Annotated in this window: 12 protein-coding genes and 1 pseudogene; 5 read left to right on the top strand and 8 right to left on the bottom strand. The window is 70.5% G+C overall.

Going from position 1 to position 15,410, the window contains the following annotated elements:
• The 4 genes and pseudogenes from SAHL_RS17765 to SAHL_RS06190 form a co-directional block, all read right to left on the bottom strand.
• Positions 1-440: pseudogene (locus tag SAHL_RS17765) on the bottom strand (energy transducer TonB); the annotation flags it as partial.
• Positions 437-838, bottom strand: coding sequence for an ExbD/TolR family protein (locus tag SAHL_RS06200; RefSeq protein WP_123590531.1), 402 nt, complete (start codon positions 836-838; stop codon positions 437-439). The pseudogene SAHL_RS17765 and the gene SAHL_RS06200, both read right to left, overlap by 4 nt.
• Positions 835-1,239, bottom strand: coding sequence for an ExbD/TolR family protein (locus SAHL_RS06195; RefSeq protein ID WP_123590530.1), 405 nt, complete (start codon positions 1,237-1,239; stop codon positions 835-837). Before SAHL_RS06195 ends, SAHL_RS06200 begins: the two co-directional genes overlap by 4 nt.
• Positions 1,229-1,981 carry a MotA/TolQ/ExbB proton channel family protein gene (locus SAHL_RS06190; RefSeq protein WP_123590529.1) on the bottom strand — a complete coding sequence of 251 codons (753 nt, stop codon included), beginning with the start codon at positions 1,979-1,981 and terminating at the stop codon, positions 1,229-1,231. Before SAHL_RS06190 ends, SAHL_RS06195 begins: the two co-directional genes overlap by 11 nt.
• A gap of 233 nt (positions 1,982-2,214) precedes the next feature.
• Between SAHL_RS06190 and acs the strand changes: the two genes are divergently transcribed.
• On the top strand, positions 2,215-4,170 hold the full coding sequence (gene acs, locus SAHL_RS06185; protein WP_123590528.1) for an acetate--CoA ligase: 1,956 nt from the start codon (positions 2,215-2,217) through the stop codon (positions 4,168-4,170).
• Positions 4,171-4,385: 215 nt separating this feature from the next.
• Positions 4,386-5,567 (top strand): acetyl-CoA C-acetyltransferase, encoded by a 1,182-nt coding sequence (locus tag SAHL_RS06180; protein ID WP_123590527.1) that lies wholly within the window; start codon positions 4,386-4,388, stop codon positions 5,565-5,567.
• A gap of 293 nt (positions 5,568-5,860) precedes the next feature.
• Here SAHL_RS06180 and SAHL_RS06175 read toward each other — a convergent pair whose 3' ends face one another.
• From SAHL_RS06175 to SAHL_RS06165, 3 genes are read right to left on the bottom strand one after another with little or no spacing between them, the layout of a single operon-like run.
• Positions 5,861-7,420 (bottom strand): TolC family protein, encoded by a 1,560-nt coding sequence (locus tag SAHL_RS06175; RefSeq protein ID WP_123590526.1) that lies wholly within the window; start codon positions 7,418-7,420, stop codon positions 5,861-5,863.
• Positions 7,417-10,518 carry an efflux RND transporter permease subunit gene (locus SAHL_RS06170; protein WP_123590525.1) on the bottom strand — a complete coding sequence of 1,034 codons (3,102 nt, stop codon included), beginning with the start codon at positions 10,516-10,518 and terminating at the stop codon, positions 7,417-7,419. The genes SAHL_RS06175 and SAHL_RS06170 overlap by 4 nt, the downstream gene beginning before the upstream one ends.
• The gene (locus SAHL_RS06165) at positions 10,515-11,708 is read right to left on the bottom strand and encodes an efflux RND transporter periplasmic adaptor subunit (RefSeq protein WP_123590524.1); all 1,194 of its coding nucleotides are present in this window, start codon (positions 11,706-11,708) and stop codon (positions 10,515-10,517) included. Before SAHL_RS06165 ends, SAHL_RS06170 begins: the two co-directional genes overlap by 4 nt.
• A gap of 184 nt (positions 11,709-11,892) precedes the next feature.
• On the opposite strand from SAHL_RS06165, the gene SAHL_RS06160 reads away from it, so the two are divergent.
• On the top strand, positions 11,893-12,462 hold the full coding sequence (locus SAHL_RS06160) for an HNH endonuclease (protein WP_221177857.1): 570 nt from the start codon (positions 11,893-11,895) through the stop codon (positions 12,460-12,462).
• Positions 12,463-12,540: 78 nt separating this feature from the next.
• On the opposite strand, the gene SAHL_RS06155 is transcribed toward SAHL_RS06160, so the two are convergent.
• A complete protein-coding gene (locus tag SAHL_RS06155; protein WP_184947422.1) occupies positions 12,541-13,296 on the bottom strand; it encodes a DUF4197 domain-containing protein in 756 nt (251 codons plus the stop codon).
• Between the two features lie 236 nt (positions 13,297-13,532).
• Between SAHL_RS06155 and mobA the strand changes: the two genes are divergently transcribed.
• The gene (gene mobA / locus SAHL_RS06150; RefSeq protein ID WP_123590522.1) at positions 13,533-14,120 is read left to right on the top strand and encodes a molybdenum cofactor guanylyltransferase MobA; all 588 of its coding nucleotides are present in this window, start codon (positions 13,533-13,535) and stop codon (positions 14,118-14,120) included.
• 35 nt (positions 14,121-14,155) lie between these two features.
• Positions 14,156-15,406: a molybdopterin molybdotransferase MoeA gene (gene moeA, locus SAHL_RS06145; RefSeq protein ID WP_245968413.1), complete on the top strand. Its 1,251-nt coding sequence runs from the start codon at positions 14,156-14,158 to the stop codon at positions 15,404-15,406.
• Positions 15,407-15,410 lie beyond the last annotated feature (4 nt).

Genomic DNA, 15,410 nt, shown 5'->3' with positions numbered 1-15,410 from the left:
GGCTCCGGTTCAGGCTCCGGTTCAGGCTCCGGTTCAGGCTCCGGTTCAGGCTCCGGTTCAGGCTCCGGTTCGGGCTCCGGTTCGGGCTCCGGTTCGGGCTCCGGTTCAGGCTCGGGGGCTGTCGTGGGTTCGGGGTCGGGTGTCGGTTCCGGCTGCGGCTCGGGGAGCGGTTCCGGCGCGGGCTTTGGCTCGGGCTCGGGTTGGTCTTGTTCGGCCGGCTCCTCGGGTTCGCTCGGCGGCTCGCGGGGGGTGTCGTCCGCGGCCCGCTGTTCGGGCTGCGGCGCCCCCTGTTCGGAGGCGAGCGCGATACGCACGCCCTGGTTGCCGGCCGAGCCGCCGGCCAGCGTCGTCTCGACCTGGAAACGCACCAGCAGCGCGGCGTGCGCGACGAGGGCGATCGCGAGGACGACCAGCCAGTGTCGAAAACGGATTCGCGTCATGAGTCGTCGTGGCGCGTGAGCAGATTGACCTCGGCGATGCCGAGTTCGCGCAGCAGGTCGAACACGGCGGTGAGTTCACTCGCCTTGAGCCCGCCGTCGGCTCGGATCTGCAGGGGTTTGTCGTCCGGCCAGTCGGCGAGGGCCTCGCGCAGCGCCGCGTCGTCGATGCGCTCGCCGCTCATGGCCAGTTCACCGTCGGCGGATATCGACAGCACCCGCGATTCCAGCTGGGCCGAATCCTCGGTCTCGACGCTGCTCGGTGGCGTCAGGCTGAAGGGCGGACTCTGGGTGAGCACCCCCGCCAGCATGAAGAAGATCAGCAGCAGGAAGACGACGTTGATCAGCGGCAAGATGTTGTCTTCCGTGGATCGCGGCCGCTTCGGCGGGGGTACGATCATGGGGCGGAACCGCCGGTGGTCGACAGCGACATCGGTGCCACGCCCGCGCCGGACAGCGCATCCAGCGCGGCGACGGTCGCCTCGAGATCGGTCTCCGCGTCGGGCTGGACGATCACCGCCGAGATTTCGTCCGTCTCACGGGCGGCGATCAGCCGCGCGGCCAGCTCGCCGGGCGCATGGGTTTGTTCGCGATAGCGCAGGCTGCCGTCGGCGAGCACCCGGACCACGGCGGGCGGCGTCTGGCCGGGGGTGGCCTCGGTGGTGCCGGTGGCCAGCCCGATCGGCCGCCAGTCGGTGAAGCTCGTGGCGAGCATGAAGAACACGAGCAGGATGAATACGACGTCGATGAGCGGCGTCAGGCTGATCGTGTGCTTGCGCCGCTTGAGCGTTTCAATATGCATGCGAGGCGCGGCGGCTGCCGGCGTCGGCCTCGCCGGGGGATTCGTTCGAACCGGGCTTCGGTTCCGCGAACGGCGTCGCGGCGTGATCGAAGCCGGTGGCCTCGTGGCGGGTGAAAAAGCGGGTGAGCGTGTCCTGCATGTCCTCGTGCAGGCGCTCGACGATCCGCTCGAACCAGTTGAGCACGGCGACCGCCGGGATCGCCACGATCAGGCCCACGGCGGTGGTCAAGAGCGCCTCCCAGATGCCGTCGGACAGCACCGACGGGTCGACCTGGCTGCCGGCGCTGGCCAGCTGCTGGAAGGCCGAGATCATGCCCATGACCGTGCCCAGCAGACCGATCAGCGGCGCCAGGGCGCCGATGACCTCGAGTGGGCGGAAGTAGTGGCGCATCCGGCTGAGGTGGCGCGCGCCCACGCGGGCGGCCTCCTCCCGCACGATGGCCGTGTCCGCGCCGGAGGCGACCCCGCGCATGGCCACCGCCAGCGTGTCGGCGATGGGGTTGCGCTCGGCGGCCAGCGCGGCGATGGCCTGGTCGCGTTCGCCCGCGCGCCACTGCGACAGCGCCGGCGTGATGAACCGCCGCCGGCCCACGCGAACGCTGGCGTACTGCCAGAGCTTGAGCAGCGCGATGGCGAAGCCGAAGATCGACATCACGCCCAGAACAGCGACCACCGGACCGCCCAGACGCAGCAACTCGAACAGACCGGCGAGATCGAGAATGGGCGAACTGTCTGGCGTCATGGCGTCGTTTCCTTGGCGTGAGTGCAGCGCGATGCGGCGCAAACAAGGCGAAGCAGTATGGCGCAAAAGCGCGCTAGATGCGAACGATTATTATTAACCGGCCTGGCTTCTTGTCCTTGCTGATGGCGGCGAGGACGCGTTGCAAAGACACGGGCCTACGCCTTTCGTCTTATGCAGACAAAGCCTCCAGATGCGTATGCTGACAGTGTTTGCGATCGCTTCACGGAGTATTCATGGCCGACAACAAGATCGAATCCGTCCTGAAGGAGGATCGTCAGTTCGATCCGCCCCAGGCGTTTCTCGACGGCGCACATCTCAAGCCGTCCGAGATCAACGCCCTTCGCGAGGCCGCCGAGGCCGATCACGAAGGCTTCTGGGCCCAGCAGGCCAAGGATCATCTGGATTGGCACAAGCCCTTCTCGCAGGTCCTCGATGATTCGGACGCCCCGTTCTTCAAATGGTTCGCCGATGGCGAGATGAACGTCGCCTACAACTGCCTCGACCGGCATCTGGCGACCCGCGGCGACAAGACCGCGATCATCTTCGAGGGCGACGATGGCGAGGTCGAGCACATCTCCTATCGGGAGCTGCATGCGCGCGTCTGTCGCTTTGCCAACGCCCTGAAGGCCAAGGGCCTGGGCAAGGGCGATCGGGCGGTCATCTATCTGCCCAACATTCCGCAGGCGGCCGTTGCCATGCTGGCCTGTGCGCGCATCGGTGCGATCCACTCGGTGGTCTTCGGCGGCTTCTCCGCGCCGGCGCTGCGGGACCGCATCGACGACGCCGAGGCCAAGATGCTGATCACCGCCGACGGCAACTATCGCGGCGGCAAGCTGATCGCGCTCAAGGAGGTCGCCGACCAGGCGCTGTCCGAGGGCTGCGCCTCGATTGAGACGGTGGTCGTCTACAAGCGCTCGGGCACCGACGTGACCATGGCCGACGGTCGCGACGTGTGGTGGCACGATATCGTCGACGGCCAGGCCGACGAGTGCGAGCCGGAATGGGTGAACGCGGAGCATCCGCTGTTCATCCTCTACACCTCCGGTTCCACCGGCAAGCCGAAGGGTATCCAGCACGCCTCCGCGGGCTACCTGCTCGGGGCGATCTGCAGCTGCCGCTGGGTCTTCGATCTGGGTGACGATGACGTCTTCTGGTGCACGGCTGACGTCGGCTGGATCACCGGTCATACCTACATCACCTACGGCCCGACCGCCTGCGGCGCCACCCAGGTCATGTTCGAGGGCGTGCCCACCTATCCGGAGCCGGATCGCTTCTGGAAGATGGTGGACACCCATCAGGTCAGCATCTTCTACACGGCGCCGACCGCCATCCGCGCGCTGATGAAGCAGGGCGACGAATACCCGCAGCGCCACGCGCTGGACAGCCTGCGTATCCTCGGTACGGTCGGTGAGCCGATCAATCCCGAAGCCTGGATGTGGTACCGGCAGGTGATCGGCAAGGAGCGCTGCCCGATCGTGGACACCTGGTGGCAGACCGAGACCGGCGCGCACATGATCTCGCCGCTGCCGCAGACGACGAGCACCAAGCCCGGCTCGGTGACCTATCCGCTGCCCGGCATCGTCGCCGACATCCTCGACGAATCGGGCGCCCCGATAACCGATGCCAACGCCGGCGGCGTGCTGGTCATCACCAAGCCGTGGCCGTACATGCTGCGTACGATCTGGGGCGACCCGGACCGCTACAAGGAGACTTACTTCGGCATGTACGACGCCCACACCTATGTGGCGGGCGATTCGGCCCAGCGTGATGAGCAGGGCAACTTCCGCATCCTCGGCCGCATCGACGACGTGGTGAACATCTCCGGTCATCGCATGGGCACGATGGAGGTCGAGTCCGCCCTCGTGGCCCACAGCGCGGTCTCCGAAGCGGCGGTGGTCAGCCGCCCGCACGACGTCAAGGGCGAATGCATCGTGGCCTTCGTCATCCTCAAGAACGACGACGGCAACGACAAGCTGGCCAGCGATCTGCGCGACTGGGTCGCCCAGCAGCTGGGGGCCATCGCCAAGCCCGAGGAGATCCGGTTCGCCGACGGTCTGCCGAAGACGCGCTCCGGCAAGATCATGCGCCGGCTGCTGCGGACCGTGGCCCGGGGCGATGAGGTGACCCAGGACGTGTCGACGCTGGAGAACCCGCAGATCCTCGATCAGCTGCAGGCCAAGGGTAGCTGACCCGCGCCTGCGCCCCGTCAGGGGGTGGCCGGGCCGGTTACGGTGCATCGCGCCGGCCGGTCCGGCCTTTTTTATGGATATCGCCCGGCCGCGGTCGCGAGCGGCGGCCGGGCGCGGCGTCATCGGGCCGCCTTTTTGGTTAGACTGACGGTCATCAGAGCCCGGCTTGCGCCGGGTTTTTCGGTTTATCGGGAGGCATTCCAGTGAACGACCCAGTGAACGACAATATCGTCATCGCCGCCGCCGGGCGCACCGCCATCGGCCGCTTCGGCGGCACGCTGGCCGACGTGTCCGCGGTCGATCTCGGCGCCCACGTCATCCGTGGCCTGCTGGCGAATCACGGCATCGCGGCCGACGCCGTCGACGAGGTGATCATGGGGCAGGTGCTCACCGCCGGCGAGGGCCAGAATCCGGCTCGTCAGTCGGCGATCCGGGCCGGTCTGCCCGACACCGTGCCGGCCATGACCATCAACAAGGTCTGCGGCAGCGGTCTCAAGGCGGTCATGCTGGCCGCCCAGGCGGTCGCGCTCGGCGATGCCGAACTGGTGGTCGCCGGCGGTCAGGAGAACATGAGCAGCGCGGCGCACGTGCTGCCCGGCTCGCGCACCGGCAAGCGCATGGGCGACTGGGCGCTCGTGGACACCATGATCCGCGACGGCCTCTGGGACGCCTTCAACGGCTATCACATGGGCCAGACCGCCGAGAACGTGGCCCAGAAGTACCGCATTTCCCGCGAGGAACAGGACGCCTTTGCCGCGCGTTCGCAGCAGCGCGCCGAGGAAGCGCTCAAGCACGGGCGTTTCGAGGACGAGGTGCTGCCGATCGAGGTGCCGCAGAAGAAGGGCGATGCCATCGCCTTCGCCCGCGACGAGGGCCCGCGTCCGGGGGTGACCGCCGAGGGGCTGTCCGGCCTCAAGCCCGCGTTCACGCGTGACGGCAGCGTCACCGCGGGCAACGCCTCGGGGCTCAACGACGGCGCCGCGGCCGTGGTGGTGACCACGCAGGCCCGGTGCGAAGCGCTGGGGCTGACGCCGCTGGCCACGCTCGCCGGCTATGCCAGCGCCGGCGTCGACCCGGCGCTCATGGGCATCGGGCCGGTGCCGGCCAGCCAGCGCTGCCTGGCCCGCGCCGGCTGGACGATGCCCGATCTCGACCTGATCGAGGCCAACGAGGCCTTCGCCGCCCAGTCGATCGCCGTCGGCCGCCAGCTGGATTGGGACATCGAGCGGGTCAACGTCAACGGCGGGGCCATCGCCCTCGGGCACCCGATCGGTGCGTCCGGCTGCCGCATTCTGGTCACGCTGATCCACGAGATGCGGCGGCGCGACGCCCGGAAGGGGCTGGCGACGCTGTGTATCGGCGGCGGTCAGGGCGTGGCGCTGGCGCTGCAGCGCTAGGCCACACGCGCACCAGGACGGGGCGCGGACGACCGCGGCGCCGGTTCCGGGGCCGCGTCGAAGGGCCGGTTTGCGGCTGTCGGCCGCCGGTCGGCGCCCGAAAAGCCGGGTGAGCGGCATCGCGTCCGGCCGAAAACTGGCACCAGTCTTGCTTTAGCAACAGTGCACAGCGACCTGCGCCGTATTGCTCTCCTCCAATGCGCCCGCGCGACATCTCCTCCGGTCGTTGTGTCAATCGCGGCTTCCGGCCGGTGCATCGCACCGGCCGGTTTTCTATGGTCCGGCGGCTTTGATCAGTCGCGCCACGGCGTCGTTGGCGAACGATCCCCCGGGGCCTCGATCAGACGACGGGTGAGCAGCGTTCCGTCCGCCACGTACAGCTCGATCAGCGCCTGGCGATAGCCGATGAAGGCATCGATGCGATCCAGCCGTGCGGTGAGCAGGTCGCGCTGGGCCTGGGCCACCAGCAGGGCGGTCGAACGTCCCACTTCGAAGCGCGCCCGCTCGGCCTCGAGCGTGCGTTCCCGCTCGCGCACGGTCACCGCCGACGCCTCGATCTGGGCGGCCGCGCGATCGGCCTCGATCAGCGCGTAGCGGACATCCGACTCGATCACCCCGGCGAGATTCTCCAGGCTGGCCTCGGCCTGCCGCCGGCCGGCCCGGGCGCGCCGATCGCGGGCCCGGGCCGCGCGGTTGCCCAGCGGATACTCGAATTCCAGCGCCCCGGACAGATCGTAGGTGTTGCGATTGTCGAGGGTGTCGTAGGCGCGGCCGTAGTTCTCGCCGAAGCCGGTCTGGCCGAGGGTCACGAACAGGTCCAGCCGCGGCAGCAGCCCGTTGCGGGTGGCCACGACCTCGAGTTCGTTGCGGGCCAGCTCCAGCCGCGCCTGGTTGATCTCGGGGCGGCGCCGGCGGGCCAGGTCGACGTATTCGCCGGCGGTGTCGAGCGGCGCGGCCTCGGTGGCCACGGGCGTGGTCGGCTCGATCGCACGCTCGAAGCGGGTGCGGCCGGGCACGCTGATGAGTTGCAGCAGCCGCGTGCGCAGCCGGCGCGCCTCGGCGCGGCCGTCGATCAGGTCCTGGCGCCGGCGGGCGGCCTCGGCGGCGAAGGCGGCCTCCTCGACCTCGGCAACGGTGCCGGCCTCGATACGGGCGCGGGCCTCGCGCGACTGCCGTCGGGCGACTTCGAGCGCGTTTTCGAGGATGTCGATCCGCCGGCGCGCGCCGAGATAGTCCCAGTAGGTGGATTCCACGTCCGCGACCAGTGACGTCACGAAGCCGCGCAGCTCGTAGGCCGAGGCCTGGACATCGGCGCGGGCCTGGCGCAGCGCGACCAGATTGGTATCGATACCGAAACCGCGCAGCAGGGCCTGGGTGATGGAGAGGCCGGCGCGGGTGCCCGCCTGTCGCGGCGAGCGGTTGGACTCGGACAGGTCCTGTTCCAGGCTGATCTCCAGCTCGGTGCCCGTGGGCAGGGTCTGGCGCAGGCCGGCGCGGGCCGTCTCCTGCTCGCTGCGGACATCGAAATTCTGCTGGATGTCCTCGGAGACGCGCTCGGTGACCTCCCGCGAGCGTTCCACGGTGGCGAACACGCTGGGGTCGAACACGGCGCGCTCGACGGCCGCGAAGGTGCCGGCGATGATCGGCTGCTGGCGTTCGGCACGCAGCGAGGCGTTGTGCTGGATCGCGAGGGCGACCGCTTCCTCGACCGACAGGTCCAGGGTGCCGCGGGCGCCGACCTCGGTCAGTTCCGGCGGCAGCACGAGATTGTCCGCCTCCACCGCGGCGGCGGTCAGGCTGGCCGCGCTCGTCGCCAGCAGGAGACCGGCCAGCGCCGCGATGCGCCGGCTCATGCCGCGTGTCCGCGCGGCGGCCAGGCGCGATGCACGCCGGCATAGACCACGGGGATGACGATCAGCGTGATCAGCGTGGCCGTGGTCATGCCGCCGATCACCGCCCGCGCCAGCGGCGCCTGCGATTCCGAGCCCTCGCCCGCGCCGATGGCCAGCGGTACCAGCGCGAACACCGTCGTGGCCGCGGTCATCAGGATTGGGCGCAGGCGCCGCCGTCCGGCTTCGCGCACCGCGGCCAGCGCGGCGAGTCCGTCGCGCTGCAGGGCGTTGGCCTGATCGACGATGAGAATCGCGTTGTTGACGACGATGCCGATGAGCATGAGACAGCCCAGCAGCGACTGCGAGTTGAGCGTGGTCCCGGTGGCGGCGAGCGTGGCGACCACACCGATCAGCGCCAGCGGCACCGTGGTCATCACGATCAGCGGATCGATCAGGGATTCGTAGAGACAGGCCATCACCATGTACACCAGCAGCAGGGCGAGCGCGACGTTGATGCCCAGCTCGCGGAACGCCTCCACCTGTTCCTCGTATTCGCCCACCAGCTGCATGTCGTAGTTGGCCGGCAGCGCGATGTCGTCGAGGGCGGCCTGCACGTCGGCGACCACCGAGCCGAGATCACGATCGGCCACGTTGGCATAGACCGAGACCAGGCGCTGCTGGTTCTGGCGCTCGATCACGATCGGGCCGACGGCCTCGACGATCGTCGCGACGTCGCCCAGTCGCACGCGCGCGCCGTCGCGGCCCGAGCCGCTGACCGGCACCGGCAGATCGAGGATCTGCTCCGGGGCGACCTGCATCGGGTCGTTTAACTGCACCCGCACGCGCACCTCGTCGCCGTCGTCGAGATAATAGCCGGCGTTGGTGCCGGCGATCGCGGTCTCGACCGTCTCGCCGATCGCTTCGACCGTCACGCCGCGGTCGGCAGCGGCATCGCGGTCGATGATGATGTCGCGCTGGGGCGCGCCACCGGTGCGCGAGGCGCGCACGTCGGTGATGCCGTCGATGCCGGCGATCTCGGTCTGCAGCCGGCCCGACAGCCGTTCGAGCACGTCGAAGTCGTAGCCGCGCACCTCCACCTGCACGCTCTCGTCCTCGCCGCCGAAATCCAGCATGCGGAAGAAGAACGGCTGGCGCACCCGCACGCGCACCTCGGTGTCGGGCAGGGTGCCGATCGCGGCCCGCAGGTCGGCGGCGACGTCGGCGCTGGAACGCTCGCGCGCGGCCGTCGGCGGCAGTTCGATGCGGATGTCGGCCTCGGCGCCGGCGTCGGCGCGATAGCCGCCGCTGCCCACGCTCGTGACCACCGACAGCGCCTCCGGCACCCGCGCGCGCACGATCGCCTCGGCCTTGCGGGTCTGGGCGTCCATGACGTCCAGACGGGTGCCCGGCGGCATCTCCAGATCGACGCGGACCTCGCCCTCGTCCGAGGCGGGCATGAATTCGGTGCCGAGCTGGCCGAAGCCGGCGAGCGCGGCGAGGCTGGCGAGAACGGCCACGAGGAGCACCCGCCGCGGTGCGACCAGCGCGGCGTCGAGCGCGCGCCGGTAGCCGTGGTGAAGGCGATCGTAGAGACGGCCGGCGCGGGCGAACAGCGACTGGACGGCGCGCGAGCGCGGCGGCTGCGCGACCCCGACCACACGCGCGGTGAGCATCGGCATGAGCGTCAGCGCGACCGCCAGCGAGCAGGCCAGCGCGAAGGCCACCACCACCGCGAGCGTCTGGAACAGCTGGCCCGAGAGCTCGCGCGCGAACAGCATGGGGATGAAGATCGCGAGCGTGGTCAGCGTGCTGGCGATGATCGCCCCGGCGACTTCGTCGGTGCCCGCCACGGCCGAGGCGAGCGGATCCTCGCCGAACTCGCTGCGTCGTCGCTGGATGTTTTCGAGCACCACGATCGCCGAGTCGACCATCATGCCCACGCCCAGCGCCAGTCCGCCGAGGGTCATCAGATTCAGGGTGTAGCCGGCGCCGTACATGAGTCCGAAGGTGGCGATCAGCGACACGGGGATGGCCAGCGAAACCGCCAGCGCGGCGCGCAGATGGCCGAGGAAGACCAGCAGCACCACGAACGCCAGCACGCTGCCGTAGATCAGCGCCCGCGAGACGTTGGCGATCGAACGATTGATGTAGTCCGCGGTGTTGAAATAGGCGCTGATTCGGACCTGGGGGAACTCGCGGTTGAGCTCGGCGATCTCGTCAGTGAGCCGGCGCGCGACCTCGACCGTGTTGGCCCCCGACTGCTTGCGCACGCCCATGCGCACCCCGCGCTCGCCGTTGATGCGGATCAGGCGTTCCTCGCGCTGCTGGGTGTCGACCACGGTGGCGATGTCGCCGAGCGTGATCGGCGTGTCCTCGCGCATGAGCACCACCGCGCTGCGCAGATCGTCGAGGTCGCTGAAGCGCCCCGGTGTGCGCAGCACCAGTTCCTGGTTGCCGATCTCGATCGAGCCCGCGGGCAGGTTGCGGTTGGCCGCGGCGAGCGTGTCGCGGATGTCGGTCAGCGACAGATCCAGCGCGCGCACCCGGTCGAAATCCAGATTCACCTGAATCTCGCGCTCCGGTTCGCCCCAGATCTCGACCGCGGCCACGCCCTGGATCTGCTGCAGTCGATAGGACAGCTGGTTGTCGATCAGCCGGCGCAGCTCGATGGGATCGATGGTGCTGGCCAGGCCCAGCCCCATGACCGGCAGATCGGCGGTGTCGAACTTGCGCAGCCGCGGCCGGCTGGCGTCGTCGGGCAGGTCGTCGAGTTCGGAGAACAGCCGGTCGCGGACGTCGTTGGCGGCGGCGTCGATGTCCACACCCCAGCCGAAGCGCAGGGTGACGTCGGCCGTGCCCTCGACCGAGGTCGACTCCATCTCCTCCAGCCCCGGGGTGGCGGCCACCGCCTGCTCGACCGGCCGCGTGACCAGTTCCTCCATGGTCTCGGGGGCGGCGTTCTCGTAATCCACCGACACCGTCAGCGTGGGGGTCTCGATGTCGGGCAGCAGGTCCACCGGCAGCCGCATCAGGGCCACGCCGCCGAGCAGCAGCGCGATCGCCATGACCATGCAGGTGGTGATCGGCCGGGCGACCGCGAACGCCGGCAGCGATCTCATGGCGTGGCCGGCGGCTCCGCGGCGTCGGCGCCGCCCGCGTCGCCGGCGTCGAAGTCGACCGCGATGCCGTCCTCGAGCTGCGCCTGGCCCAGGGTCACGACCTGGCCGTCGAGCGTGGCCGGGCTGCGGATGGCGGCCCGCTCGCGGTTGCGGAAGGCGACCTCGACCGCGTGGAAGCGGGCTACGCCGGCTGCCTCGTCGACGAGGAACACGCCGGTTTCGCCGCCGCGTTCGACCAGGGCGGCCCGCGGCACCACGGGCGCGGCCTCGAGGTGCTCGGCGACCAGACCGATGCGCACGAACATGCCCGGCGCGAGCCGGCCGCCCTCGTTGTCCACCGACAGTTCCACGCGGGCGCGCCGGGTGTCCGGATCGAACACCGGCGCGATGCGCTCGATCACCGCGTTGTGGGTGGCCTCGGCCGCACCGGCCACGCGCAGGCGCGCGCTCCGGCCCACGGCCAGGCGGGTGTAGATCGCTTCCGGGACCTGGATCACGGCGGTCAGCGGCGTGACCGACACCACGCTGAGCAACGAGGTGTTGGCCGCGACCGTGTCCCCGGGCTCGACGCTGCGTTCGCCCACCACGCGTTCGTCGTCCGCGCCGGGCCAGTCGGCGTCGATCTCGGTGTAGCCGAGCCGCACCCGCGCGGTCTCGACCCGGGCGCGGGCCTCGGCGATGCCGGCACGCGCGACCGACAGCGCCGAGCGGGCGTTGGCCGCCTGCGACTCGGCGTCGTCGAGCTCGGCGTCTGGGGCGATGCCCTTGTCGTTGAGCGAGCGTACCCGCGACAGCGTGCGCCGGGCGTTGGCGGCGTCGCTCTCGGCCCGGTCGAGCTCGGCCCGGGCGACTTCCAGCTGGGCTTCGGCCTCGGCCAGCGCCTGGCGGTATTCGTCGTCGTCGAGGGTGACCAGCAGGTCGCCGCGCGCGACCGTGTCGCCGATATCCACCGCCACGCGCTCGATCTGGCCGGCGATCTTGGGGGCCACCGTCAGCCGGGCGCTGGCCTCGAGGCTGCCGGAGAACTCGCGAAGATCGTCGATCGCGGCGCGCTCGACGGGCGTGATCTCGACCGCCACTTCCCGGGTCGCCGCGGCGGCCTCGGTCGGCTCGGGCGCCGACCGCCAATACAGCGCCGCGGCGACGAGCGCGGCAACGCCGAGGATGACAAGCAGGCGACGCGTCGTCATCCGGACGGGGGATTCGGCGGAGCGGAGCGCATCCGCCTAGTGTAGATTAAAGTAGTATCGAATAATCGTTACGCACCGGGCGATTGCGCGAGGCGATGGATATCCGGTACAACAGATCATGCGTCAAGGCGCGGTCACATGCCCGCGCGAGAATGACGACGCGGCAACCGAAGAGGATGATCCCGTGGACGTGATTCCACGCATACTCAAGCTCGATGCCGGCGGCCTGCCCGTGGAATGGGTGGATTGGCGGGAGGCGGTGAGTCTCTACTTCACCGACAAGATCGCCTGGGAGGCCGGCAGCGAGAAGATCTGCCTGCGCGGCGGCCGGTCGCGCGAGACCGGCATCCGCAGCGAGCTGGCGATCGATTCCATCATCGCGGTGCGCGACCGCTCGCATCGCTTCGCCCGCAATCTGGTCCCGGCCCTGACCCGGCGCGAGCTCTATCACCGCGACGGCGGGCTCTGTCTGTACTGCGGCACCCGCCTCGGCTTCAGCCAGATGCAGATCGAGCACGTCGTGCCGCGCTCGAAGGGCGGGGTGCACGAATGGACCAACGTCGTGTCCACCTGCGAGGCCTGCAACCGCTACAAGGACGACCGCACGCCCGAGCAGGCCGGCATGTCGCTGCTGGCGCTGCCCTACGAGCCCAATCTCGCGGAATGGCTCATCCTCGCCAATCGACGGATCCTGGCCGACCAGCAGGCCTTTCTGGAACGCCTCGCCCCGAGGCGCCAGCGCTTCACCGCCTGAGCGTCGGCGCCTGCGAAATCGACGGTCGCGCCGTCGTCGGGTGGGCCGACGACCGTGGTCGCGTCGCCGGTCTCGCGGTCAGCTGGAGGTGGCCGAGAAGACCTTCTCCAGCAGGGCCGTGCCGCGCTCGGCGGGGTTCTCGCGAATCGCGCGCTCCTGCTTCCCGATCACGGCGAACAGACCGTCCAGCGCCTGCCGGGTGACATAGTCGTCGAGATTCAGGTCCATCCCGGGTACGAACGACAGCATCGGCTTGGCGCGCGAGGTCAGCGCGCGGTAGGCGGAGGCGGCGTGGGACTGGGCCGTGGTCCGGGCCACGATCGGCTCGAACTTGTCGGCCAGCGTCTCGCCGGCGTGGTCGCGCAGATATTCGGTCGCTGCGGTGTCCGAGCCGCGGAGCACGGCAAAGGCGTCGGCCACGCTCATGGCGTTGATCGTCTCGCGCAGAATCGGTCCGGCCTCCGCGGTGGCCTGTTCGGCCGCCCGGTTCATGTGGAGTTGCAGGCCGTCGAGCCGCTCGCCGTAGCCGGCCTGGCGCAGCATGCCCGCGGCGCTGTCCATCCAGCCGGGCAGCGCGATGCGGCGGGCCTCGTCGCCCCAGAATCCGTCGCTGCGGCCCAGCTGCGTAACCGCCGCCGAGGCGCCGTCGGCGAGGGCGGCCTTTAGGCCGGAGACGACCTCGCTCTCCGGCAGCTGGCGAGCCGCGCTCGTGCTGTCGTCGCCGTTGACCTGGTCGACGAAGGCCTTGAAGCGATCGCCCAGATCCTGGGCGCCGGCCGCGGCCGTGGCGAACAATGCGCCGGTGGCGAGAAGAGTGACGAGTCGGCGTCGCATGGCGGCTCTGATCGAAGGCTGTGACGGCATGGTAGCGCGCGCGCCTGACCGCCGGCTTACGCGCTGCGGATGGCGTTGTGGGGTGGTGACCGGATGCGCGCGCCGCGTCACGACCGCGTCTGCGTAGGCAACGATGCGGCGACGGGCCCGTGGCCGTGCCGTGCCGTGCCGGCGCCCTATGTGCCGATCGGTCGGCCGCGTTGTCGAGAGGGCGTGTCGGCGTCAGGATATGGGCCATGAACATCGCCCGCGATCGCATCACGGCCGGCGTGCTCGCCGGCGGCCGGGGCCGGCGGCTGGGCGGGGTCGATAAAGGCTGGTACCGGCTCGACGGACAACCGCTGATCACGCGCACGCTGGCGCGGGTGGCGCCCCAGTGCGCCGCGGCGGTGATCAGCGCCAACCGCAGCCTGGCCCGCTATCGGGCGCTCGGGCATCGCGTGGTTCCCGACGACCGCACCGATTTCGATGGCCCGCTGGCCGGGATCGCGGCGTTGCTGCACGCGGCCGCCACGCCGTACGTGCTGATCGTGCCGGTCGACACGCCGGCGCTGCCGCTGGACCTGGCGCCACGGCTGGGTGAGGCGCTGCATGCCTCGGCCGACCTGGCCGTGGCGAGCTGCGCGGGGCGGACACAGCCGCTGCACGCCCTGCTGCGTCGCGCGCTGCTGGCGGATCTCGAAGCCGCGCGCGCCGACGGCGTACGGGCGGTCCACGCCTGGCATCGGCGGCTGACATGCGTGTCGGTCGCCTGGCCCGACTGCGACGCCTTCGCCAACGTCAACGCCGAGGCCGATGCCCGCGCGATCGCCGCGCGGCTGTAGTGTGGCCATCCGCCCACCCCATTTAGGAGTCGATCATGGCCGAGTCCCGAAACGGCCCGATGCCGCTGGCCGAGGCACGGGCACGCATCGTGGCCGCCATCTCGCCGATCACCGACACGCAGACGCTGGCGCTGCCCGAGGCGCTGCACCGCGTGCTCGCCGAGACCGTGACCGCAGGCGTGGACGTGCCGGGGGCCGACAATGCCTCGATGGACGGCTTCGGCTTCGCCGCCGCGCAAGCGCCGGCCGACGGCGCGCGTCTGCGGGTGGTCGGCGAGGTCCTGGCGGGTCATCCCTTCCCCGCGCGCGTGGGCGCGGGCGAGTGCGTACGCATCATGACCGGGGCGGTCGTGCCCGCGGGCGTGGATACGGTGGTGATGCAGGAGAACACGCGCACGGAGGGCGACGATGTCGTGATCGAGCGTGTGCCCGCGCGTGGCGACAACATCCGCCCGGCCGGCGAGGACCTGGCCCGCGGCGAGGCGGTGCTCGGGCCCGGCCACTATCTGCGGCCGGCCGATATCGCGGTGCTGGCCTCGGTCGGCGCGCATCGGGTGGCGGTGTATCGCCGGCCGCGGGTGGCGTTTTTCTCCACCGGTGACGAGCTGCGCCCGATCGACGGGCCGCTGGCGCCGGGCGAGATCTACGACAGCAATCGTCACGGTCTCGCCGCGGTGCTGGCCGAGCTCGGCATGGAGGGCGTCGATCTGGGCGTGGTCGGCGATTCGCGCGCGGCGCTGGCTGCGGCGTTCGACCGGGCGATGACGGCGGATGCGGTGGTCACCAGCGGCGGAGTCTCGGTGGGCGCGGCCGATTTCGTCCTGGACGTGCTCGCCGACCGCGGCAGCGTCGACTTCTGGCGCGTGGCGATCAAGCCGGGCAAGCCGCTCGCCTTCGGCACGCTCGGTGACGCGCGCTTTTTCGGCCTGCCTGGCAACCCGGTGTCGACCGCGGTGACCTTCGTCCAGCTGGTGCGGCCGGCGCTGGTGCGCCTGGCCGGCGGCACCCCCGCGGCGCCGGTGCGCTTCACGCTGCCCACCCGCACGGATCTGCGCAAGAAACCCGGCCGCGAGCACTACCTGCGCGGCTGCATGGCCTTCGACGGCGCGGCCTCCGAGGTGGTGGCCGTCGATCATCAGGGCTCGGGCGTGATGCGTTCGATGAGCCGCGCGGACTGCTTCATCGTGCTGCCGGCGGACTGCGGCGACGTCGCGGCCGGCACGCCGGTCACGGTCGAGCCGATGGCGCAGCCGGTCTGGGGCCAGCCGGCGCCGCCGATCGCCTGAGCGG

This window comes from Salinisphaera orenii subsp. halophila YIM 95161 (genome assembly GCF_003732545.1).
In the GTDB taxonomy this organism is placed as follows: domain Bacteria; phylum Pseudomonadota; class Gammaproteobacteria; order Nevskiales; family Salinisphaeraceae; genus Salinisphaera; species Salinisphaera orenii_A.
This window is presented reverse-complemented; position numbering and strand designations above follow the sequence as displayed.

Bases quoted from the DNA above. Each gene is read 5' to 3' on its own strand.
- SAHL_RS06170 (WP_123590525.1), bottom strand. From the start codon at position 10,518: ATGAGATCGCTGCCGGCGTTCGCGGTCGCCCGGCCGATCACCACCTGC.
- acs (WP_123590528.1), top strand. From the start codon at position 2,215: ATGGCCGACAACAAGATCGAATCCGTCCTGAAGGAGGATCGTCAGTTC.
- SAHL_RS06190 (WP_123590529.1), bottom strand. From the start codon at position 1,981: ATGACGCCAGACAGTTCGCCCATTCTCGATCTCGCCGGTCTGTTCGAG.
- SAHL_RS06200 (WP_123590531.1), bottom strand. From the start codon at position 838: ATGATCGTACCCCCGCCGAAGCGGCCGCGATCCACGGAAGACAACATC.
- SAHL_RS06155 (WP_184947422.1), bottom strand. From the start codon at position 13,296: ATGCGACGCCGACTCGTCACTCTTCTCGCCACCGGCGCATTGTTCGCC.
- SAHL_RS06175 (WP_123590526.1), bottom strand. From the start codon at position 7,420: ATGAGCCGGCGCATCGCGGCGCTGGCCGGTCTCCTGCTGGCGACGAGC.
- SAHL_RS06195 (WP_123590530.1), bottom strand. From the start codon at position 1,239: ATGCATATTGAAACGCTCAAGCGGCGCAAGCACACGATCAGCCTGACG.
- moeA (WP_245968413.1), top strand. From the start codon at position 14,156: ATGGCCGAGTCCCGAAACGGCCCGATGCCGCTGGCCGAGGCACGGGCA.
- mobA (WP_123590522.1), top strand. From the start codon at position 13,533: ATGAACATCGCCCGCGATCGCATCACGGCCGGCGTGCTCGCCGGCGGC.
- SAHL_RS06165 (WP_123590524.1), bottom strand. From the start codon at position 11,708: ATGACGACGCGTCGCCTGCTTGTCATCCTCGGCGTTGCCGCGCTCGTC.